Below are 21,712 nucleotides of genomic sequence, written 5' to 3' on the forward strand. Positions count from 1 at the left end.
AGTTCCCGGGCTCCATCGGAGTCACCTTTTAACGGATTATTCAAGGCAAATGAAAATGGTAAGAAGACATCGCATTACTTTTGGGAAAATTTTGCGGCGCATGTGGATAGTAGCCCTGCCCGCATTGCCGGCACTGCTGAACATTCCTTCGCAAGCATTCGCGGCGGGCGACGGCCCGAAGAGGGCCAAACCGAAGTATAACGTCCTGTTTATCGCAGTCGACGACCTGAACAACGACCTCGGTATTTACGGCAATACATTCGTCAAGTCGCCGAATATCGATCGTCTTGCCCGGCGCGGGGTGCGCTTCGACAAGGCTTATACGCAGTTTCCGCTATGCAGCCCCAGCCGATCGTCGCTGCTGACCGGCCAGCGGCCGGATGTGACGAAGATTTACGAGCTGCAAACCCACTTCCGCAAAAACCTTCCCGACATTGTCACGCTGCCGCAGCTTTTTAAAAACAACGATTATTACAGCGCGCGGGTAGGCAAGATTTTCCATTATGGCGTACCTGGCCAGATTGGTACCGACGGGCTGGATGATCCCGATTCGTGGAACCACCGCGCCAATCCGAAAGGCCGGGATAAAACGGAAGAGCCGCTGATCAAAAATCTTACACCGGATCGCGGGCTGGGAAGCGCATTGGCATGGCGGGCAACGGAAGGCACCGACGACGAGCAGACCGACGGGATGATCGCCAACGAGGCCATTAAAATCATGACCGAAAAAAAGAACGAGCCGTTTTTCCTGGCAGTGGGCTTTTTCCGTCCGCATACGCCGTATGTAGCTCCTAAAAAATACTTCGATATGTACCCCGCGGACCAGGTTCCGCTTCCCGAAGAGGTACCGAACGACCTCGACGACATTCCGGAGGCGGCATTATTTACCAAGCCGCCGCACTGGGGCCTCGACGAAGCGAAACGCCGCGAAGCGTTGCGGGCTTATTATGCAACCATTACTTTCATGGACGCACAGGTAGGCAGGCTAATCGACGCGGTCGATAAATTGAAACTTGCCGAAAAGACGATTATCGTGCTCTGGAGCGATCATGGCTACAATGTGGGCCAGCACGGGCAATGGATGAAGCAGAGCCTTTTCGAAAATTCCGCACGGGTACCGCTGATCATCTCGGTTCCAGGAGCTGCAAAGGGCAAAGCGTCTGGCCGCACGGTGGAACTGCTGGATATTTACCCGACTCTGGCAGAGCTCTGTGGCCTGGATCCGAAGCAACGTTTGCAGGGGAAAAGCCTTGTGCCGCTGCTCAAAAATCCGTCGGCGGTTTGGGATAAACCCGCTTATACACAGGTGCGAAGGGGGCAAATCTTCGGCCGCAGCGTGCGCACCGAGCGCTTCCGTTATACAGAATGGGACGGAGGCAAGGCAGGTGTGGAGCTGTACGACCATCAGAAAGATCCGGGCGAGTTTACGAACCTGGCGAAGGATAGCAATTTCGTGATTACAGTGAATGAACTTGCCGCATTGCTGAGAAAAGGATATCCCGAAACGGAGCAACAGGCGGGGAAATGATTCGAAAGATGATCCGGCCTACGGTCATGGACGGTAATGCGCGGTGACCGTAGGAGCACGGGTATAGTGTATTTTCGGCGCCGTTCTAATTTCTCCAAATGTTCATTACCTGTGTTGTAAGACCGGAGGTGAAAATATCAAAAAAACGCCCTCGTATTTGCATTCCTGAATTCTTTTATTAATCTTTGTCTATCGAATTAATAGATTTATTAAGAACGAAGGGAGAGGTTAGGCTCTGTGATCTTCTGGCAACCTGTGACTCGTCAAGGTGCCCCAACCTAATTCTATTGATAAATCTAAGAATCCAACCACGGAAGTAAATCGGGTATTGCATAGCCGAAAGGGCCGTTTCGGGTCCGGAAAAGCTGTGCTTGCCACTAATTTTTGATTCAACAACAAACCAGAGGAACATGGAAATTTATCTGGACAATGCGGCTACGACCGCGCCGGACCCGGAGGTGATCGACGCGATCCTGCCTTTTTTGACCACACATTATGCCAATCCATCGTCGGTACACGGCGCAGGAAGAAAGGCAAAAGATGCCATTGACGCGGCGCGGCACACGGTTGCAGGCCTGCTGGGCGCTTTGCCCGAAGAAATATATTTCACAGCCGGGGCGACAGAAGGCATCAACCTGTTATTGTCGGGCGCCATTCAGGCCTATGACCTTAGCCACGTCGTCACGAGCCGCATCGAACACAAGGCGGTTTTACAAACATTGAAACGCCATGAAAAGGAAGGGGATATCGAAATCAGTTTTGTGAAACTTGACGAACGCGGGAATATCGATCTCTACCATCTGGAAAACCTCCTGCGCGCCAATCCGCGTACGCTCATTGCGCTGATGCACGGAAACAACGAAATCGGGAACCTGACGGATATCCACGCGGTGGGCGTCCTGGCGCAGCGATATAGCGCCGTGTTTTTTACCGACACGACCCAAACGATGGGCAAAGTCCGTTTTGATTTACGGGAAGCCGCTATCGATTTCCTCGTCGGCTCGGCGCACAAGTTTCACGGACCGAAAGGCGCCGGATTCATGTATATCGATCAAAAACACCGGCTGAAACCGCTGATTTACGGCGGCGGCCAGGAACGGGGGCAACGCGGGGGAACCGAGAATGTACCCGGCGTAGTGGGCCTGGCGAAGGCGCTCGAAGTGTCGTACCGCAACCTGGACGAAAGCCAGGCGAAGATCTCTAAACTGAAACAATACCTGGTGTCGAAGCTGTCGATCGCAGGGATTGAGGGGATTTGTTATAATGGCGAAAGTAAGTCGATCGAAAACAGCGTTGCCAATGTACTGAGCGTATCATTCCCTTGCCTGAGTGCCGGAAGTATCGTTACGGAACTGGACCGGGCGGGAATCGCGGTGTCGGGAGGAAGCGCTTGCTCGGGAGGAGGGGCTTCGCATGTGATGCAGGCGCTGGCGTGCGAGGCCAATAAGGAGAATGTGCGTTTTTCTTTCAGCAAATTCAATACATTTGACGAGCTCGACCGGGTCGTGGATATCATTGTAAGTATCTATGAATCAGATTCGGAAGTAGCTTCGAACAAAGCATGGAGCAGCATTGCGAGCTGGACCTGGGCGGATTCCATGGCGGCGGAACAGGCCAGTTTTAACAAAATTTAATATCAAATCCTGGCACCAAACGGGGCTGGCGAGCGTAAAGGTAACAAACGGCCGGCCATTGGTGCCGGTTACAAGTACATTCTCAACAAACCACTTTAAACATCGACACGACAATGGGCAAAACTTTTTTTCTCCGGATTATTTACCGGAATGCCGTAAGCCTGCACAAGATTACTTCCAGTGTAGAATCTGTTAACGGTGCGAAGATCAAGCATTTGAATTTCATAAGCAAAGGCAAAAGTTTCGTAGGCGTAATAGCGTTCGAAGCCTCGCAACTGATCGACTTTGAAAAAATCATGACGCTGATCCGCCGTAACCGCGACATTTCCGAAGTGGAGCGAATCATGGACGCCTCGATGTGTTGATGCCTGTGGTCAGAAAGTGATCCCGAACTGAAATCCTGCCGTGACGGATGCCGGGTGCCCGTTCCCGAAGCGGAATGGCACCGGCACCGCTATAAAATAGCCGCTATTCTTGTTTTTCTTCACGATTTTATTCAAAACCGGCGTGAAGCCGTACCTCCCGGCCGTCTCGAATGCGGCGCGGCCGGCGAAGGTAAGCCCGGGTGCTAATGTAACGAGTATGCCTGGATGAAAAAGGAAATTGGCCATTTTACTGCTGCCGTGTTCGGCCCTTACGAGCGGCACGAATTCGGCGGAAAAGCCGATTTCGGGACTTTTCCAGATATTGATACCGGTAGGTAGTCCCACTGCGTAATAGTTGTCAAAATTGGTGGTAGTACCCTCCTTGCTGAATGTCACAATAGGGTGGAGAATGCCTACGTAGCCCGCCACACGCGGGTATATGGGCTGAGCCGCGGGCTGCTGCTGTGCGCGGGTAGCGCTATTTGCAAGTGAAAGGAGGCTACAAAACGTAATCAGGAGTTTTCCGGTAAAAATACGGGGCATAACACTGGATTTTAGAGTGAAAAGCGGTCAATCGCCCTGCAATTCTAAAAACCAATGCGCTGTAAGGATAGAATGGTTTTAACGTTTTGTATTTCCTTTACCTTTTCGCATAAATTTCCTGTATTCCGACGGCGTCTGCCCGGTATGAGCCTTGAAAACACGGTTGAAATGGCTTTGGTCGGAAAAACCGGTAAGGTAGGCGATCTCCGCCAAGGTGTCCTCCGAAGATCCGAGCAGCTGAATGGCCTTCTCGATCCGCAGTTTCCGGATATATTCACCAAACGAAAGGTTATCGAAATACCTTGAAAACTCGCGCGACAGGTAGGCGGGGTTCACATCCAGTTCTTCGGAAGCAATTTTGAGGTTGAGGTTCAGGTTGGTATCGATGTGGTCCTGGATAAGGTTTTTAAGGTCTTTCGTCCAGGCGGGCACCCTGGTCTTCTTTTCTCCTTTTTTGCGGATATACGTTTTGTAAATCTGCAAAAGCAAATGCTCGGTGGGACTTTGGGTATGTTTTTCTTTCCGCAAATGTGTTGCCCAACTGTACAGGGCGTCGTAAATAAGCATGCCTTTTTCGAGCAGCTCCCTGTCGTCCCTGGTATTGTAAGCCAGCCCCGCGGAAATCGCCCACAGTCCCGACGACTGCAATGCCAATGTGTGGTCGTCGGTATCCGCGCCGCGCACGATGGGCGCCATAATGCCCAGAGCCGGGTCTTTCAGCTCGTATTTCTTTATGAAATAATCGAATGTACATTGGTCGTCATAATGCGTGAACTCGACGCCGGGAATGTCGAATGGCGTTGCACCAAGCGTTTTTGCCTGGTTCAGTACTTCGTTTTCAGGCACATAAATGATTTCCGCGTCCGGATCGATGAAACGCCGTATCAGCCACGGGCAGGCCAGGCGGTCGATTTTCGGGCGCTCACGCGTGATCCATTTCATTTGTTTTCAGGTAAAAGTTCCGGATCAAATATAGCAAGGCAGCACGAAAATGTTGTAGATACGAGCACAGGAGGCTCCGATGGAGCCGATATGGAATGTTAGCGTCTTTTGGCTACAAACAAGTGACCGCCTGCGTTCGCATTGCATGTTGTTGGGGAAGTAGTGCGCCTGGCAGGGTAACTAACGTCGCGATTACGATAAGAACAGGCCGCGGCGCGGAAACCTGTTTATAGGCAAACGGCGTAATTTAACGCGGTCCGGCTCCGTAGGAGCTTCTATACAATGCAAAAAGACCGCGAGCAACACGTGCCGCAGCCTTTTACACCTAAGAAGTATAGATTAATAGCTAGCCGCCACCTGTTTGGGCTTTCTGTATTTGTGCAAATTAATCAAAAGAACGCTGCCTAAAATCACAATCAGGCCCGAAATCTGCAATGGCGTGATGGTTTCATGCGCGAAAAAAATGCCCAGCAAGACGGCTACAACCGGGTTCACGTAGGCGTAGGTGCTCACTTTGGTAGCCGGCTGCACTTTTAAAAGCCACACATACGCACTGAAACCGGCAATTGAACCGACGAGAATCAGGTAGGCTGTCGCTAGCCAGGCGTTCACCGGAACGGCCGCAAGGTCGACGGACGCCAGTTCCCCTGAAAACAGCGCCCCTGGAATGAACGCGACGCCGGCAGCCAGCATTTGCCAGGTCGAGTTAACGGTTGCGGAGTTGGACACCGAGTTGTATTTCGAATACAAGGAACCGCCCGCCCAGGCCATCGAGCCGACAACGACGAGCACCATCGCAAAAAGGTCGCGCCCGCTGTTCAGCGAGGAAACCGTCGCCATGATTTTTTCATAAAACAACAGTATCACACCAGCGAAACCCACCACCAGGCCGAGAATAGTGGATTTATTCTTCAGATTTTCAGCCCATTTCGGTTTATCCAATAATACAAACCACAGCGGTGCCGAAGATACCATAATGGCCACCATCGCGCTCGGCAGGAATTGCTCGACCCAGATGACGACGCCGTTACCGACGAACAGTAACAATAAACCCGTCACGAGGGCGGGTTTCATCACTTTCCAGGAAAATACTTTTTCACCTTGCATCAGGCTCCAGCCCAGCATCAGCAGGCCGGCGATGATAAAACGGAATGCGCCCAGAAAGAAGGGAGGAAAGCCTTCGAGTGCTCTCTGTATGAAGAAATAAGTGGATCCCCAGACGATGTAAACTGTGGCGAATGCCAGTACTACCATTAAAGTTGACGGAGTTTTTGTTGACGTTTGCATGGCGATTTCATTTTTCAGGTATAACTAATTGTTGCTCTTCCTTGACCGTCTCGAGGACGATCGTGGTGCGTGTGGATATGATATTCTGTATTTTACTGAACTTATTGCGCATCAGTTCCATGAGCGACGCCGAATCCGCCGTACGGACTTTCACCATGTAGCAATCCTCGCCCGCAATGTGGTGCACCTCCTGTACCTCGGGTATCTTGGCGAGTTCCTTGGCGGTATTGTTGCTGCCCATGCCCTCCGACGATTTCATGGCAATAAACGCGAGCAACGTTTGGCCTAATGCCACCGGGTTGATCCGCGTCGTGTACTTGACGATTACCTGCTTCTGTTCCAGCTTCTTGACCCTTTCCAGTACCGCCGAGGGCGCCATTTCCAGCTCGCGCGCGAGATCGGCGTTTGTCATGCGCGCGTTCTCCTGCATGAGGCGGAGAATGCTGAGGTCGGTTTTGTCGAGAACGATGTCGTTTCCGTTCATTATTCTGTGAGATTAAGTCGATCTAGAATTATATTCAAAAATTCGACTTATATTTTGAATATAGTTCAGCTATTACAATGGCTGCTTTATAAAAGTTCGCCGTGGTGCCTTATTTTTCGAATTTTCTTCGAATTAATCCTGAAACTGGCGGCGATCCTGCGGAATGCGATTATTCCCGATCTTTGCATTATCTCAAAATCCTGAACCTGTACACTCCATGAAAAGACTTGTAATGAGCCTGTTAGCCGCTTTACTCTTTACTGCCGCGGCCATCGCGCAAATCGACCCCCGGGCGACGCCGGAAACTGCGGCGCTCTACCGGAACCTGAAAAAGCTTTCGGAGCAATATATTCTTTTCGGGCATCAGCACGCGACGGAATATGGCCACGGATGGTCGGGCGACGAAGAACGCTCGGACGTAAAATCGGTGACCGGCTCGCACCCGGCCGTAATCGGCATCGACTTTATGGGTCTTTCCGGCCGACCGGCGGACGAGATCGCCCGGACGGCCGAGGCATTGCGGAAAAACGTCGTGGCTACGTACAACCGCGGCGGTATTACCACCGTAGCCTGGCATTTAGCGAATCCGGCCTCCGAAGGTGGTTTTTACTGGAAGGAGGGGGTTTCAAAACCCGCCATGGCGCTGATCAAACCCGGTGGTTCGCATCACGAGCAATACAAGCAGATCCTGAAAACCATCGCCGATTTCGCGCATTCGGTGAAAGGCCGGGACGGCACGCTCGCACCGATGATTTTCAGGCCGTTTCACGAATTCGATGGCGACTGGTTCTGGTGGGGCAAGGGGCATACTTCGAAGGAAGATTTCATTGCCGTCTGGCGTTTCACGGTGTCCTACCTGCGGGATCAGCTGAACGTGCACAACTTCATTTACGCATTTTCGCCGGATAATAAATTCAGTTCCGAATATGAATTCCTCGAACGCTACCCCGGTAACGAGTGGGTGGATATGGTGGGAATGGATAACTACGGCGACTTCGGCCGCGACGGCAAATACAATCCCGAAGCCGGTTTGAAAAAGCTCAAAATCGTTTCAGATTATGCACAAAAAGCAGGCAAACTCGCCGCATTCACCGAAACCGGCCTGGAAAGCATTCCCAATCCGACCTGGTGGACCGAAACACTTCTCAAAACACTGAAAGCGGAAAAGCTGCAACTTGCCTACGTGCTCGTCTGGCGTAACGATCCGAAAAACCCCACGCATTTTTACGCTCCCTTTCCCGGCCAGGTCAGCGAGGCGGATTTCGTGAAGTTTTATCACGATCCTTATACGCTTTTCGAGAAGGATTTGAAGGAGATTTATAAATGAAACGTTTGATCATTGAACGGTTGCCGTTGGCTGGTTCATTGCGGTTGGGTTTGGCTTCGATGATTATCATTGCCAAAAACAAAAGCAACCATGGCAGGCAATCACAAACGTTTCAGCAAGGCACAGCAACTCTTATGGTTGACTATTCCGTTATTTTCCGTCATCATGTTCTCATGCAGCAATCACACGCATAAGAACGATGTCAAGCCGGAGGAGAAAATTTTCCCGGAAATCCATACCGGCGTGGCGACCTTCCATCCGTTGGGCGGGGTCATCGAGACATTCAGCGTCAATTTTGACAAGACCGGCAACATTCCGATCGACGAATACGGCGTGGTGTATGCTTTTTTGCCCGAAGCCACATCGGTTGACCTCGTGGTAGACGGGCCTTATCCAGCGGCGAAGTTTAAAGTGGCGGCGAAGGTGGGAGTCAACATCGAGTCGTTTAAAATCGGCTTTCCTACGGGTATGCATGCGTTGTCCTACCGCGCTTATGTCAAACTGAAAGGCGGCGAGGTGCAGTATGCCGACAACCATTTTACCAAAACCTATTAGTCCTGCGCCACGCGATCCTGAAACTTCCTGCTGACCAAATGGTAGTTGAATAGCTCCACCAGATCGATCAGCACGGTGTTCGGGTCGTTGGCGTTCAGGTAAGTGCGTACTTTCCGGATAAAGTCGTAAAGCGGCTCGTAGTATTTGTGACCGGTTTCTTCCTGGAAATCCTGGATTGTGAACGCACTCCCTTTTTTCAGGATCATATATACCGCGATAAAGAAGTAGGAGATCGGAAGTTTGCTGCCTTCGAGCACGGTCCCGCTTTGCAAGGTAGTCCGGAACCTGCATCGCTTGCATTGAAACTGCTGCTTCGGCGCGAGCCAGTAATGATGCGTTCCGCCGCATTTCTTGCAGACGATCCCCCGCCTTAACCTGAAATCCTTGAATGCCTCTGTAGCGATGGTTTCGTTCTTGTAAATGTCGATCAGATTGCCCGCCTGCATAATGAAATAATAGATTGAGATGCCCAAAGCTAAGAAAAATCAAAATATAATATATAGTCTATCGAATTAATATAGAATATTTTTTAGTGGTAAATTACCGAATAGATCAATCCACGAATTCTATAAAAACATAGGAAAATGAGCCAAATGTTGGTAGGGAAATCGGCGGTTTCCGCAAAGAATATTACCGGAACCGGACCAGTCAGCGGCGAATCCTGGTATAATCTATCGGCACCGGCCGGTCCGGCAAATAGGGAGGCGAAAGGCTGGTGGCAGGTTATGGATTTCTTTAAGTGCCTGATTACGCCGCGCTGGCTTATGCATTTGTTGAACTGGATTCCGGTAGAGTCCGGCGTGTACCGTCTGAACAAAGTGAAGGAAGGCAGTACGGCGGAAGTGGACTGCTCACGGCGCGACGAGCGCGAACTGCCGCATACCTTTATCGACTACGTCGAGAACCCGCGCGAATACAATCTGACGGCCGTGAACACGGTGCTGGATGTGCATACCCGCGTTTCGGATTTGTACAGCAAGCCGTATAACCAGATCAGCGAACAATTGCGCCTGACGATCGAGAGTATAAGGAACGGCAGAAGAGCGAACTGATCAACAATCAGGAATGGCATTCAATGCCGCAGCAAGCATACCGGCTTCGACCTGAGCGAGCCGCAAACAAGTCTGCTCGCTGGCCGCGCAACGGATGCCTACGAGGCTGCACGCGAGAAAGTAAGGGCCTTTGTGAATGCCGGTTCGGGGAACGAGATCGTTTTTGTACGGGGAACCACGGAGGCAATCAACCTGGTTGCCAAAACCTGGGGCGACCAGCATCTGCAAGCGGGCGACGAAATCATCATAAGCCATCTTGAACACCACGCCAATATTGTTCCCTGGAAGCAGCTGGCTGATAAAAAGGGAACCGTGTTGCGGGTAATCCCCGTGGACGACGACCGCCAGATTTTGCTCGATGCTTACGCCGATCTTTTAAATTCCAAAACCAAACTTGTTTCGTTTACGCAGGTTTCGAATGCGTTGGGGACCGTAACGCCCTCTTCGGACATCATCCGCAAGGCCCACGCGGCGGGCGCGAAAGTTTTGCTGGACGGCGCTCAATCCGTTTTTCACATGCGTACCGACGTCACCGCGCTCGACTGCGACTGGTTTGTGTTTTCGGGGCATAAAGTTTTCGGCCCGACGGGTATTGGGGCGTTGTACGGGAAGGAGGATATTCTCAATGCAACCCAGCCGTGGCAGGGACGGTGCAATATGATTGTCGACGTTACATTCGACCACATTCAGTACCATAGTGACCCGTCGCGGTTCGAGGCGGGTACCGGTAACATCGCTGACGCGGTTGGGCTCAGTGCGGCATTGGATTATGTGACCCGCCTCGGCATCGAAAACATCTGCAACTACGAAAGTTTCCTGCTCGAATATGCCACCGGGTTGATCAGACACGTTCCCGGATTGCGCCTGATTGGCACAGCAAAACATAAGGCATCGGTGTTATCATTCGTTCTGGACGGATATAAAACGGGAGAGGTAGGCGCGGCGCTTAACAAGGAAGGCATTGCCGTGCGCTCCGGGCACCACTGCGCACAGCCTATTCTCCGGAGGTTCGGCCTGGAAACCGCGCCCCGCCGTTATGTTGCTTTTTTGCATAACTTGGGGCATGTCTGCATTTGTCGACCGTAATACTATCAAGTTGCTGAGAATCCCGTTCTCGTTTTTCCTGGCACCGCTGTTTCTCTTCGCATACAGCCAGGCCGAAACGGTGATGCACAGGCAGGCGTTGTGGAGCTTTCTGATCATCCATTTCCTTGTATACCCTGCCAGCAACGGTTACAACAGCTACATCGACCGCGATGAGGAGAGCATCGGCGGGCTCGAAAAACCGCCCCTTCCCACCGTTCGCCTTTTTTACCTTACGCTTTTTCTCGATGCCCTCGCAACCGTCCTGGCTTTCGTTTTCGTAAATGCGTTATTCGCGCTATGTCTGGTGCTGTATATCGCCGCGTCACGAGCATACAGCTCGCGGCAGATCAGGTTGAAAAAGTATCCGGTTGCCGGGTTTCTGACCGTGGTAGTTTTTCAGGGCGCATTTACCTACTATATGTCGATGGCCGGCATTTCGGGCGCTGCGTTACGGCTCGATACGGCCAATATCTTCGTATTGATGGGGTGTTCTTTCCAGATCGCGGGCGCATACCCGCTCACGCAGGTGTACCAGCATGAGCAGGACCTGCGCGACGGCATTGTTACATTGAGTTATAAACTGGGCTACATCGGCACTTTCGTGTTTACGGCCGCCATGTTTTTACTCTGCAATATGTTTTATTATTTGTACTTTACAACCAGGGAACTTGGAATGATTTTTTACATTGTCCAGGTATTTTTCATCCCCATCGTGATATGGTTCGGGATCTGGTTTTCGCTGGTATGGAAAGACCGCCGGCAAGCCAATTTCCGCAATACGATGCGGATGAATTGGGTGGCGGCGATTTGCATGAATAGTTGTTTCATCGTTTTAATTATTATCAACAGAATTCCATTGAGTTACTTATCCTCTATTGAAACAGCCGTTCCCGAATATGGTTATGCACAGGAAACGCTCACCGATTTCTACCTGCGATCGACCGATGACCCGGTGGTCCGCCGCAAGATCAGGATCGTCGCCGGCAAAACGGGTATTGAAAAGCGCTATTCCGTAATCCCCGATTTCGATAAGGACCCCAGCGAGTTCGAATTTTTTAGCCGCAACGTCGATTTGCTGCCCGAGCCTACGCTCTCGGAAAGGATGCAACTTTACCAAAAGCATGCGACGGCGCTTTCGAGGAGGGCCGTCGGGCAAATCCCCGGTTTTGAAACTATCAGTAAGAACATCACCCATTTGATTACCGTCACCTGCACGGGACTGTTTGCGCCCGGCCTGGACGTCGAACTTATGCGCGAGTTGAAGCTTAATCCGTCCATCGAGCGCAGCAGCGTCAATTTCATGGGCTGCAATGCGGCTATACTGGCATTACGGAATGCTGATGCCATTTGTAAAAGCAATGCCCATGCCAAAGTGCTGGTTGTTTGTACAGAGCTTTGTTCGATCCATTTTCAAAAGAGATACAACGACGATTACCTGCTTTCCAACATGATTTTTGGCGACGGAGCGGCCGCATTACTGGTATCGTCGCAGCCCGACGAGCGTTACCTGCACGCGGTGAAGATCGACGGTTTTAATTCCATGGTGCTGCACAATGGCTACTCGGATATGGCCTGGCAACTCTCGGAGACCGGTTTTATCATGAATCTCTCCTCGTATGTGCCCGATCTGATCCGGGAGAATATCGGGCCGATGCTCGGGGCGGTTGGGCTGAAAGCGGAGGACTACCGGCACTGGGCCGTGCACCCGGGCGGAAAACGTATCGTGGACGACTTCGCGGCGGCATTGGAGTTGGACAAATGTCTGCTTGGGCCCACCTATAACGTGTTGAAAAATTACGGAAACATGTCCTCGCCAACCGTGCTGTTTGTCCTGAAAGAAGTTCTCGAAAAAGCGACACCGGCGCATTTGGGCAACCGCATATTTGCGGCGGCCTTCGGTCCGGGACTAAGTATCGAAACAATGCAGTTGCGTTATGTTCAGGCATAGAAGCTTGCAAAAGGAGTTGCTCGATGCGGATGATATCCCGTCGGCAGACCTGTTTCAAAACCTGAAAGAACTGGATTTTATTAATCACCGGCTCGGTGGCTACGGCATTTCCTTTGGCGCGTTGAAGAAGGTGCTGCAAAAAGGCAGACGGTATTCGCTCGTCGACATTGGCTGCGGCGGGGGCGACACGCTGAAACGCATTGCCGGCTGGAACAAAGCGGCCGGTTTTGACGTCTTTCTCTACGGCGTCGACCTTAAACCGGATTGTATTGCCTACGCCGAAGAAAACCTGAAAGACACAGGCGTGACGCTTATTTGTGATGATTTCCGCAATATGTACAGGTATATTCAACAGATCGATATCATCCATGCCTGCCTTTTTTGTCACCACCTTACCAACGACGAGCTGATAGGACTAATCCGGTTTGCATTGAGCAACCGGGCGATTCTGGTGATCAATGATCTGGAAAGAAACCCTTTGGCGCATTATTCGATCAAAATACTTACCCGTCTTTTTTCGAAATCATACCTTGTCAAAAACGACGCGCCGTTGTCCGTTTTACGTGGGTTTAAAAAGCGGGAATGGCTGGACCTGTTGAGGCGGGCCGGTGCCGGCCGTTTTACGGTGCGCAATAAATGGGCATTCAGGCATGAAGTGATCGTTTATGGAAACGTGGACTAACTATTTTGAATGTGCGGTTATCGGCGGCGGGGTAGCGGGGTTATGCCTGGCGATCCAGCTGGCGGACCGGGGCAACCGCGTAGTCGTGTTTGAAAAAGGCAGGTACCCTTTTCACAAGGTTTGCGGGGAATATATTTCAATGGAGAGCCGGCCGTTTCTGGAAAGTCTCGGACTGCCGCTTTCCGAAATGGCATTGCCGGAAATCAATAGCCTGGGTATTAGTTCGGAGCGCGGATTTATGCTTCGTCACCCGCTGGAAACAGGCGGTTTCGGGATCAGCCGGTATAGTCTGGATAGCCATCTTTTTACTATCGCCTTACGCAAAGGCGTGCATGCGATGCAGGAATGCCGGGTTACCGGTGTGGAGGGTAACCCGACGGACGGTTTTCAGCTCCATACCACGGCAGGGGTTTTCGCTTCAAAGGTCGTTTGCGGGAGTTATGGTAAATATGCGCCGCAATTTATCCAGTCGGATGAAAACGTCGTGTCAAGGAGCGGCGATCAGAATTATATAGGTGTTAAATACCATATCAAAACGGATTTGGCCTCCAATCGTATCGAACTGCATAATTTTTCGAACGGCTACTGCGGCATTTCGAAAGTCGATCGCGACTGGTATTGCCTTTGCTACCTCACCACCGCGCGGAATCTGCTTGAAAATGGAAAGGATGTGAAGCAAATGGAGGAGCGGGTCTTGTGCCGGAACCCTTTTTTGAAACATTACTTTACAAATTCGGCGTTCGTGCATGCGCAGCCGTTGGTGATCAGTAACGTGCATTTCAGCAAAAAACAAACCGATTCGGGCGGCATTTTCCTGCTGGGCGACGCGGCGGGGGCGATTACCCCCCTTTGCGGAAACGGAATGAGCATGGGCATGCGGGCCTCCAAATTGCTGGCGGAGCAGCTTTCCCTGCTTTTCGATGGAAAACAAACGTACGTGCAGGCCCTGAAAAACTATCGTCATGCCTGGAATACGACATTCGGGGCGAGGATCAGGGCCGGTTACCACCTTCAAAAACTCTTCGGGAAAAGCCTGACGACCGACCTGGCATTGAAATTTCTCGACAAAACGCCCCGGCTGACCACGAAGCTCATTTCCCTCACACACGGACCGGCGTTTTAGAATGTTTCGTTGTTGCCCGGTTCCAGTTTTCGGGCGATTACCGGCATACAAATCTTAAACCATTCGGTATAGACGTGCGGGTTCTGCGCAATATCCGCCTCGATTTCCGGCATTGTCAGATACTTGTAATCACTGACTTCGGCAGGGTCGATGACGGGCGTTTCGTCCGAAACGCCGTAGAATACGTGGTCGAGTTCGTGTTCGGTGAGGCCGTTTTCAAGATCGGCGCGGTACCGGAAAGTATACAGGAATTTCAGGTCTGCTTCGATCCCCATTTCCTCGCGCAGCCGCCGTACGGCGCCTTCGTGCACCGCTTCACCGGGAAATGGGTGGCTGCAACAGGTGTTCGACCACAGGCCTTCCGAGTGGTATTTGCCGAACGCCCGCCGTTGTAGCAGCATTTCGTTTCTCGAATTAAAAATAAACACTGAAAATGCACGGTGCAGTACGCCTTTTTCATGGGCTTCGAGCTTGGGCATCAGGCCGATAGCCTCGTCATTTTCGGTTACCAGCACAACTTGGTCATTCATAGGATGGTGGGTTTCAGGTTCCATATCGGGGAGATTCCCTTCATGTACAACACAAAAACGTTATAAAAGATCAAACTGGTGCCCTGACACGGAGCGCCAGGCGCTCGACCGACCTGTTTAGCCGGCTGGCAGGGTGCGGTACAGGACCGGACAAACGGCCTGTTTTTCGCTCGTGGTCGTCCCTGAATACCCCGTCAAAATTATTTGTTCACTTTTTTGTAGGAAAAATAAAAAATGCTGCTACTTTTGGTATTGATAATATCTTATGTCTGATTTTAAAAATATCAACTCATGGGTGCGCAGGACATTTTCTGGTCGGTCAATATCAAGTTCCTCCGTTTGCGTCAGAAACTTAGCCAGGAAGCCCTGGCCGAAAAGCTGGGGATCAGCAGGGTGAAGCTCAACGCGATCGAAAGCGGGCGGACGGCCAATCCCACGGTGGAAGATCTGATCAACTTCTCGGAGTACTTCCGGATGAGCATCGATAGCCTCCTTAAAATGGAGCTTAGCAAGCTGTCGGACCAGAAGCTGAAAGATCTGGAAGAGGGGAGCGAGCTTTTCATGAAAGGCAACCAGATCCGCGTACTCGCGATTACGGTGGACAAGGAAGACAAGGAGAATATCGAATATGTTCCGGTACAGGCGCGGGCGGGTTACCGATCGGGATATGCGGACCCGGAGTTTCTGGCGACATTGCCGCGTTTCAATCTGCCTACCGTGCCCAAAAACGGCACTTTCAGGATGTTCCCCACTGTGGGCGACTCCATGCTGCCCGTACCGGAAGGGGCTGATATTATCACGAGATATGTGCAGGACTGGACGGCGCTGAAACCGGAAACCCCCTGCATCGTCATCCTGAAAGGTGACCAGGATTTTGTTTTCAAGCAGGTAACCATTAACCAGGCGGATGGTACGATGTTGCTGCAATCATTCAACAAACAGTATTTTGCATACACGGTTCCTATTAGCGAAGTGATTGAACTTTGGGAGTATTACAGCTTTCATAGCAAGGCCCTGCCCGAGCCGCAAACGGACATGCAGCAGCTCATGCGGATGTTGCAGGAAATGCAGAACGAGATCAGGGAATTGAAGCGCCGCTCGACCTACAAATGACGAAATGAATGCCTACAAATAATTGTATAAGCCGGGGTGCCAATCCCGGCTTTTTGTATTTTGTTGCGACGTGCGACTTGGAATCGTTATACTTGTTAAAATGCGGTTAAAACGCTTTTCTCGAACGTTTTATGCTACTAAGGTCACGGAGTTCTAGAAATACCATGCATTTTTGAGGTATTATTGTAGAATAAATGTGAATAGTGCAGCGTCAAACATATTAGTAACCTTTTGGGAATGTTTTGTTTATAGTTGTCCGTAATCTTCGATTAGTGCAATTTTAGGAAAACTTGTCACCCCTTAAAATTCCTGCATTACCCCAAACTACCGCAGGGTGGTCACAAAAAGAATAGCCGATCAAAATGGGCGGTCTAATTTCGTCGGGTCAGAAATCAAAAGACTCAACACATGTCCCCCAAACCTCTATTAGTAAGCTTGTTGGCACTCCTGTCGTTGGATGCCGTTAATACTTTTGCCCAAAGTCCCACTTCCGCCGCAAAACGGTTCAATATATTCGTTAAAGGTGACGCCACTTTGCAGTCCAGCGAAACCGAAGGACCCATCGCCGCAGGTGGAAACGTGACCACCAATCAGTATCAGATCAGCTTCAACAAAGAACACGGCGCGCTGTTTGTGGGCAATGCATCGATAGGACTGGCGGTGCGCGGTGCGGTGAAACTTAACAGCGGAAGCTTGCAGATAAATGGCGATAACTACGTTAAAATCGGTAATTGCAACCCTTCCGATGGTTCCGGATCGAATCTGAAAGTGTGGTACAAGGATAATAACAACGCGGCTTCGACCATCCGTATCAACGGCAGTACCGGCGACTATTCGGCAATGCCCAATATCACGATCAACGCAAACGTCGACACCTGGTCGCCGGCCGTCGGCGAATCGGCCAACCCGGTTTGTGAAAGCGTATTCGGGACCGGAGCCGACCAGATCGATATCGACGGCGCATTTGTGACTTTTATCAAGAGGTCGAATCAGTTGAAAGAAATGGCAGACAACCTGCCTATCCGTGATCAGAACGGTAATATTATGGCGTCGGCCCCCGTGGGGCCTTACCTTGACCCAAACATTATAGGTAATAACCCCAAAATTGTCGTAGATCCGAACAAGATCAACGTCCTGACCGTCTCGGCTGCTGTCTGGAACAAAATCGGAAACTCAAACATCGAGGGCATTCCGCAAGGCCCACAACTCGGACAAACGTCCTACAACGGAAATTTTGGTCTGATCATCAACATTGTCGACTTCCCCACATTCAGCGGGGCAAACGGGACCGACCGTATCGATTTTCCGGGCTTCGGCGGAATGTCGGATTCGCAGGGTGCTTACGTGCTTTATAATTTTCCCGACGCGACCAGGTCTGTCACATTGGGTGGCAATGGTCAGATCAGCGGTACCATTTTCGCTCCGCAGGCCGATGTGGTGAAAGAAAACAACGGTAATATCAACGGGCAGATCATCGCGAAAAGCTTCGTACACAAAAGCGACGAGGTGCATTTCTGGCCGTTCCTGCCATCGATCCCCGAGCCGATCGAAAAGAAAATCGATGTGACCGCCTCTTCCAAATGCCTGAAAAATGCGCCGTGGCTGGATTATAATGTTACGCCAAACTACGATGTGAACAGCCAGACGGCAAAAATCGAATGGATCAACCCGGACGGGAAAGTAATCCAGGAGGACAGCAATATGCCGTTGTCGGGCAGCATCCTGTTTCCCGGAGCCGCCGTGGATGTGAACGGAAACGGTATTGCGTGGCCGGGTTACAAGCAGGAGAACGGCAAATGGGTGGAAGACGCCGATGACCGCAACGGTTCCCTGCGAGCGCCGGGGGGCCACAATCCGGGTAACGGTTACCCCCTCGTCGGTGGTAAGCGTTACGTATCCCTTGTCAACCACTGCATGTTACACAACACCGCCTCCTTCAACAGCTTTGCCGGTAACATTAGCATATTTTACTGTACAAAATGTAAATTGCAGTGCGGAACTGAAATGGAAAGTAACAGAGGCGAAAAATTTCTCACACTTTGAGGTGGAGCGCTCGTCGGACGCCAGGACTTACAACGCCGTTGCCCGGATAACTTACGACCCCGCCCAGAATACATACACTTTCAACGACACACCTTTTTCATCGGAAGCTGTACCTGCAAAGAACTATTATTATCGTCTGAAGCAGGTAGATAATGACGAGTCGTTCGAATACAGTGCGATCCGCGGTGTACAGGCGGGCAGCTTCGACAGCCGGTTGGCGGTGGATTTCTTCCCGAACCCAACCCAGGACGAGATGAATGTCAAAAGCTTCTCGCCGGTGAAAAAACTTGAAATTTACACACTTGGAGGAAAGCAGGTTTACCGGCTGATACCGGCAGCCGATGAAACGGAAATTAAAGTAAATGTGCGGGCATTTTCACCAGGAATGTATATTGTGAGCGTGGTCAATGCAGAAGGGAAGTACGCCTCCAAGGTGCTCAAAAGATAGAATGAATTGATCTTATATAGCGTTATGTGAAACTTAAAGCTGCCGGCATTTTGCTGGCAGCTTTTTTATGTGCCTGCCCGGATCAGTCGAGCTTCCGGCCCTTCCATTCATATTGACCCTTTTGTGCAGCCAATCCGAAGAAGCAGACATACAATGGGTAAATGACCTGTGTGACCGGAATAAATGCCAGCGACCTCGTTTTTTGAAGAAATACCAGCACTGATCCCAGAAAGAACCATTCCGGAATGCACTTTACCGCCAGCATTCCTGCGAATATGCCGCCAGGGATCACGCCCGCGAGGGTCATCGCGCCTGCGAGGAGGAGCGAGAAATTGCTTGCAAAAATGTAAACCGCCAGTACCAGAGGTGTTTTGCTCTGATAATGCTTCCATTTGCTCGCCCAGCGTTTCCGCTGCCGGTAAAAACTCGCCCAGTTGCGATGGGGCGCTGTACTGACAATCGCGTCGGGGTGGCGCAGGAAGCGGACTGCGCCCTTATAATGCGCGGCGATCTTGTGCATGAGGAACTCGTCGTCGCCCGAAGCGATGTGGCGGACGCCCTCGTAACCGCCTACTTTCAGGAATGCCTCCTTTTCATAAGCCAGATTGGCGCCATTGCACATGGACGGGTACCCGGCCGACAGGGAGGCGGCCCCGCTGCCGATGAGGCTGGCGAACTCGACTGTTTGCAAATGATCGGCGAGGCTGGCTTCTCTGGCGAACGTCACCGGGGAGCTGATCAGCTTCGCGCCGGTTTGCGTATAGTATGATGCGATTGCCCGCAGCCATCCCGGCTGGACGCGGCAATCGCCGTCGGTGGTTACGATGAGCTTGCCGCGCGCCTGACCGATGGCCGTTTCAATGGCCCGCTTTTTCGGGGCCGAAGTGCGGATGTCGGGTAGGGGAACAAGCCTTATCCGCGCCTTCGAACGGGCAGCGAATGCCTGTACGATTGCCGCGGTATCGTCAGTGGAACTGTCGTCCATGACCAGCACTTCGAAATTCGGAAAAGTCTGCCCGTCGAGATCTTCCAGTAGCGGAACGATGTTTTCAGCCTCGTTTCGGACGGGTATGATAACCGTTATGAAAGGGTCTGACGGGAGGGGTGTTGCTGCTTTCGGCATGCGAATCCGGTGCCAGAGCACAGTCAGCGCCAATGTGAAAACGGCGTAGCTGCCCAGCAGTATCCAGATGACCGCAGTGGCTGATGATGTGAATACGAAACAGCCCATTATATCCTTATTTTCCTCCATTTGTATTTCCAGATCAGGAAAATCCCCACCAGTATTGGGCCGAGGACGTTCATGACCCAGATCAGAAACGTAGCAGCGATGACCTGTTCCGGGCGCAGCTGATAGCCGGCAAAAACTACCAGAGCCGTAAATTCGCGTAAGCCGAGATCGCCCAGCACATTGACGGCCGGAATAAGGGTTTTAGCCAGAAAAATCAATGTAACGCAAGCCGACAGGTCTGTGAGCGAAACCTGAAAATCGAAGAGGGACAACGCGAGCAGGAATTGCGAGAGAAAAATCAGGTAGCGCATCGTTCCATATAATGTAGCGAGAGAGAGGTCCCCGGCGCTATAAGTCCCGATTACGCCTGTGTATTGCTGTATTTTCCGGAATATGGTGCTTTCCGGTCGCCAGGAGGCCAGGGGTTTGCGAAGGAAGAATGCCACCGGCCCCAGCAGTAAAATTGTTATGAGCGTAATGTGCAGCGCCGTTTTGATTGCCTGTGGCATAGGAATGCCGTCTTGCAGGTAAAGCCAACCCGCGGTACCGGCCAGTATAGAAATATAAAACTGAATGCCGTTGGAAATCAGCGCCGCTCCTATCGCTTCGAGTCTCCGGTCGGATTTGAGCGCGGCCACCCTTCCGAGCGTATCTCCCAGCTGGGCGGGCATCGCTACGCCCACAGCAAGGCCCGTGAGTGTCCCGCGAAACGCTTCCGCAAAGCGGATTGGAATGATTTTTCGCGTGAGTGTCTGCCATTTCAGGCTTTCCAGGGCCCAGTTTACAGGCACGAGGACTACCATGATCACCAGTACCGGCATGTTCCCCTCCGACCATATCGTCGCGAACATGCTACCGATGTCGATAATACCTTTTTGCTCGTTACGGAAGGTGCGGTAAATGTAGCTGACGATCAGGATCGTCACTACGAGCTTGATCGCCCGGACCACGTTTGCCTGGCCGCTTTTTGGCTTTGGAGGAGAGAGTTCCTTATCTTGCACCATGTTAAAAACGCAGGTATCGGAAAAGGTCATTATAGGGGTCGATCCCGGAACGCAAGTGATGGGTTACGGGGTGATATCGGTCAAGGGACAGCAGATCTCGCTGGTTCAGTACGGGGTGATTCATCTGAGCAAATATAGTACGCACGAGTTGAAATTGAAGAAAATCTTCGAGCGTCTTACCCAACTTATCGACGACTACCTTCCCGACGAAATGGCCATCGAAGATCCTTTTTACGGTAAAAATGCTCAATCCATGCTCAAACTGGGCCGTGCTCAGGGCGTCGCGATGGCGGCTGCGCTGGCGCGTAACATTCCTATCGTAGAGTATTCTCCCAAAAAAGTAAAGCAATCGGTTACCGGCAGCGGTAACGCCTCGAAGGAGCAGGTCGCCTATATGCTTGAAAAGATCCTGAAAATGGAGCTCAACCGCGAGTTCATGGATGCCACCGACGGCATTGCTATTGCGGTCTGCCATCAGTACCATGCCAACTCGCCGGCGTCGGTGAGCACGACCGGTTCTAAAAAAGCCAAAAAAGGCGGCTGGGGTGCATTCGTGAGTGAAAATCCGGATCGCGTCCGGTAAATCGTTTTTATACTTTTTCCTGCTAAGGCCGCGTGCGCAAAAGTGCCCGTATGGCACGAATATGCCTTTGTATAGTCCCATTAATACTATTTTAATAATGGAATTAAAAAAAATTAATGGTATTAATCCAATATTTGCTGTTACTAATCAAACGTTTGTTTAATTAATTCAAACGATCGTTTGATTTTTGTTTCAGCGACGGTT

At 51.3% G+C, this 21,712-nt stretch carries 22 protein-coding genes and 1 riboswitch; of the genes, 14 read left to right on the forward strand and 8 right to left on the reverse strand.

The window, feature by feature from the left end; translation table 11 throughout:
• The first annotated feature begins 100 nt into the window (after nucleotides 1-100).
• The 3 genes from ABV298_RS23300 (at nucleotide 101) to ABV298_RS23310 (ending at nucleotide 3,527) form a co-directional block, all read left to right on the forward strand.
• Nucleotides 101-1,528 carry a sulfatase gene (locus ABV298_RS23300; protein WP_353718555.1) on the forward strand — a complete coding sequence of 476 codons (1,428 nt, stop codon included), beginning with the start codon at nucleotides 101-103 and terminating at the stop codon, nucleotides 1,526-1,528.
• A 203-nt stretch (nucleotides 1,529-1,731) separates the two neighbouring features.
• Nucleotides 1,732-1,825: riboswitch (SAM riboswitch) on the forward strand.
• A gap of 113 nt (nucleotides 1,826-1,938) precedes the next feature.
• On the forward strand, nucleotides 1,939-3,162 hold the full coding sequence (locus tag ABV298_RS23305) for a cysteine desulfurase family protein (protein ID WP_353718556.1): 1,224 nt from the start codon (nucleotides 1,939-1,941) through the stop codon (nucleotides 3,160-3,162).
• Between the two features lie 113 nt (nucleotides 3,163-3,275).
• Entirely contained in the window at nucleotides 3,276-3,527 is a 252-nt protein-coding gene (locus ABV298_RS23310; protein WP_353718557.1) for a hypothetical protein, read from the forward strand.
• Nucleotides 3,528-3,536: 9 nt separating this feature from the next.
• Here the strand turns inward: ABV298_RS23310 and ABV298_RS23315 are convergent, their stop codons facing one another.
• From ABV298_RS23315 to ABV298_RS23330, 4 genes are all read right to left on the reverse strand, one after another.
• Complete coding sequence (locus ABV298_RS23315) at nucleotides 3,537-4,070, reverse strand: hypothetical protein (protein ID WP_353718558.1); 534 nt, start codon at nucleotides 4,068-4,070, stop codon at nucleotides 3,537-3,539.
• A gap of 78 nt (nucleotides 4,071-4,148) precedes the next feature.
• On the reverse strand, nucleotides 4,149-5,012 hold the full coding sequence (locus ABV298_RS23320; protein ID WP_353718559.1) for a chromate resistance protein ChrB domain-containing protein: 864 nt from the start codon (nucleotides 5,010-5,012) through the stop codon (nucleotides 4,149-4,151).
• 339 nt (nucleotides 5,013-5,351) lie between these two features.
• On the reverse strand, nucleotides 5,352-6,266 hold the full coding sequence (locus tag ABV298_RS23325) for an EamA family transporter (protein ID WP_353718560.1): 915 nt from the start codon (nucleotides 6,264-6,266) through the stop codon (nucleotides 5,352-5,354).
• A gap of 40 nt (nucleotides 6,267-6,306) precedes the next feature.
• Nucleotides 6,307-6,783 (reverse strand): Lrp/AsnC family transcriptional regulator, encoded by a 477-nt coding sequence (locus ABV298_RS23330; RefSeq protein ID WP_353718561.1) that lies wholly within the window; start codon nucleotides 6,781-6,783, stop codon nucleotides 6,307-6,309.
• 232 nt (nucleotides 6,784-7,015) lie between these two features.
• On the opposite strand from ABV298_RS23330, the gene ABV298_RS23335 reads away from it, so the two are divergent.
• Complete coding sequence (locus tag ABV298_RS23335; protein ID WP_353723232.1) at nucleotides 7,016-8,110, forward strand: glycosyl hydrolase; 1,095 nt, start codon at nucleotides 7,016-7,018, stop codon at nucleotides 8,108-8,110.
• Nucleotides 8,111-8,200: 90 nt separating this feature from the next.
• Nucleotides 8,201-8,665, forward strand: coding sequence for a hypothetical protein (locus ABV298_RS23340; protein WP_353718562.1), 465 nt, complete (start codon nucleotides 8,201-8,203; stop codon nucleotides 8,663-8,665).
• Here the strand turns inward: ABV298_RS23340 and ABV298_RS23345 are convergent.
• A complete protein-coding gene (locus tag ABV298_RS23345; RefSeq protein ID WP_353718563.1) occupies nucleotides 8,662-9,138 on the reverse strand; it encodes an IS1595 family transposase in 477 nt (158 codons plus the stop codon). The genes ABV298_RS23340 and ABV298_RS23345 overlap by 4 nt on opposite strands.
• Nucleotides 9,139-9,249: 111 nt before the next feature.
• On the opposite strand from ABV298_RS23345, the gene ABV298_RS23350 reads away from it, so the two are divergent.
• The 5 genes from ABV298_RS23350 (at nucleotide 9,250) to ABV298_RS23370 (ending at nucleotide 14,556) form a co-directional block, all read left to right on the forward strand.
• Nucleotides 9,250-9,717, forward strand: a complete 468-nt coding sequence (locus ABV298_RS23350; protein WP_353718564.1) for a hypothetical protein — start codon at nucleotides 9,250-9,252, stop codon at nucleotides 9,715-9,717.
• 72 nt (nucleotides 9,718-9,789) lie between these two features.
• Nucleotides 9,790-10,803, forward strand: a complete 1,014-nt coding sequence (locus tag ABV298_RS23355; RefSeq protein ID WP_353723233.1) for a cysteine desulfurase — start codon at nucleotides 9,790-9,792, stop codon at nucleotides 10,801-10,803.
• Entirely contained in the window at nucleotides 10,781-12,751 is a 1,971-nt protein-coding gene (locus tag ABV298_RS23360) for a UbiA family prenyltransferase (protein ID WP_353718565.1), read from the forward strand. The genes ABV298_RS23355 and ABV298_RS23360 overlap by 23 nt, the downstream gene beginning before the upstream one ends.
• Entirely contained in the window at nucleotides 12,738-13,433 is a 696-nt protein-coding gene (locus ABV298_RS23365) for a methyltransferase domain-containing protein (protein WP_353718566.1), read from the forward strand. The genes ABV298_RS23360 and ABV298_RS23365 overlap by 14 nt, the downstream gene beginning before the upstream one ends.
• Nucleotides 13,417-14,556 carry an NAD(P)/FAD-dependent oxidoreductase gene (locus ABV298_RS23370; RefSeq protein ID WP_353718567.1) on the forward strand — a complete coding sequence of 380 codons (1,140 nt, stop codon included), beginning with the start codon at nucleotides 13,417-13,419 and terminating at the stop codon, nucleotides 14,554-14,556. The genes ABV298_RS23365 and ABV298_RS23370 overlap by 17 nt, the downstream gene beginning before the upstream one ends.
• On the opposite strand, the gene idi is transcribed toward ABV298_RS23370, so the two are convergent.
• On the reverse strand, nucleotides 14,553-15,086 hold the full coding sequence (gene idi, locus ABV298_RS23375) for an isopentenyl-diphosphate Delta-isomerase (RefSeq protein ID WP_353718568.1): 534 nt from the start codon (nucleotides 15,084-15,086) through the stop codon (nucleotides 14,553-14,555). The two genes, ABV298_RS23370 and idi, sit on opposite strands and share 4 nt — an antisense overlap.
• Nucleotides 15,087-15,377: 291 nt before the next feature.
• On the opposite strand from idi, the gene ABV298_RS23380 reads away from it, so the two are divergent.
• The 3 genes from ABV298_RS23380 (at nucleotide 15,378) to ABV298_RS23390 (ending at nucleotide 18,690) form a co-directional block, all read left to right on the forward strand.
• Nucleotides 15,378-16,199 (forward strand): helix-turn-helix domain-containing protein, encoded by an 822-nt coding sequence (locus ABV298_RS23380; protein WP_353718569.1) that lies wholly within the window; start codon nucleotides 15,378-15,380, stop codon nucleotides 16,197-16,199.
• Between the two features lie 435 nt (nucleotides 16,200-16,634).
• Nucleotides 16,635-18,242: a choice-of-anchor A family protein gene (locus ABV298_RS23385; RefSeq protein WP_353718570.1), complete on the forward strand. Its 1,608-nt coding sequence runs from the start codon at nucleotides 16,635-16,637 to the stop codon at nucleotides 18,240-18,242.
• Between the two features lies 1 nt (nucleotide 18,243).
• Nucleotides 18,244-18,690 carry a T9SS type A sorting domain-containing protein gene (locus tag ABV298_RS23390; RefSeq protein WP_353718571.1) on the forward strand — a complete coding sequence of 149 codons (447 nt, stop codon included), beginning with the start codon at nucleotides 18,244-18,246 and terminating at the stop codon, nucleotides 18,688-18,690.
• Nucleotides 18,691-18,772: 82 nt separating this feature from the next.
• Here ABV298_RS23390 and ABV298_RS23395 read toward each other — a convergent pair whose 3' ends face one another.
• Both ABV298_RS23395 and ABV298_RS23400 read right to left on the reverse strand, forming a co-directional pair.
• Nucleotides 18,773-19,942, reverse strand: a complete 1,170-nt coding sequence (locus ABV298_RS23395; RefSeq protein ID WP_353718572.1) for a glycosyltransferase — start codon at nucleotides 19,940-19,942, stop codon at nucleotides 18,773-18,775.
• Nucleotides 19,921-20,925, reverse strand: a complete 1,005-nt coding sequence (locus ABV298_RS23400) for a lysylphosphatidylglycerol synthase domain-containing protein (protein ID WP_353718573.1) — start codon at nucleotides 20,923-20,925, stop codon at nucleotides 19,921-19,923. Before ABV298_RS23400 ends, ABV298_RS23395 begins: the two co-directional genes overlap by 22 nt.
• Between ABV298_RS23400 and ruvC the strand changes: the two genes are divergently transcribed.
• A complete protein-coding gene (gene ruvC, locus ABV298_RS23405) occupies nucleotides 20,924-21,508 on the forward strand; it encodes a crossover junction endodeoxyribonuclease RuvC (RefSeq protein ID WP_353718574.1) in 585 nt (194 codons plus the stop codon). The genes ABV298_RS23400 and ruvC overlap by 2 nt on opposite strands.
• Nucleotides 21,509-21,712 lie beyond the last annotated feature (204 nt).

Origin of the sequence: Dyadobacter sp. 676 (assembly GCF_040448675.1) — a bacterium.
Taxonomy (GTDB): domain Bacteria; phylum Bacteroidota; class Bacteroidia; order Cytophagales; family Spirosomataceae; genus Dyadobacter.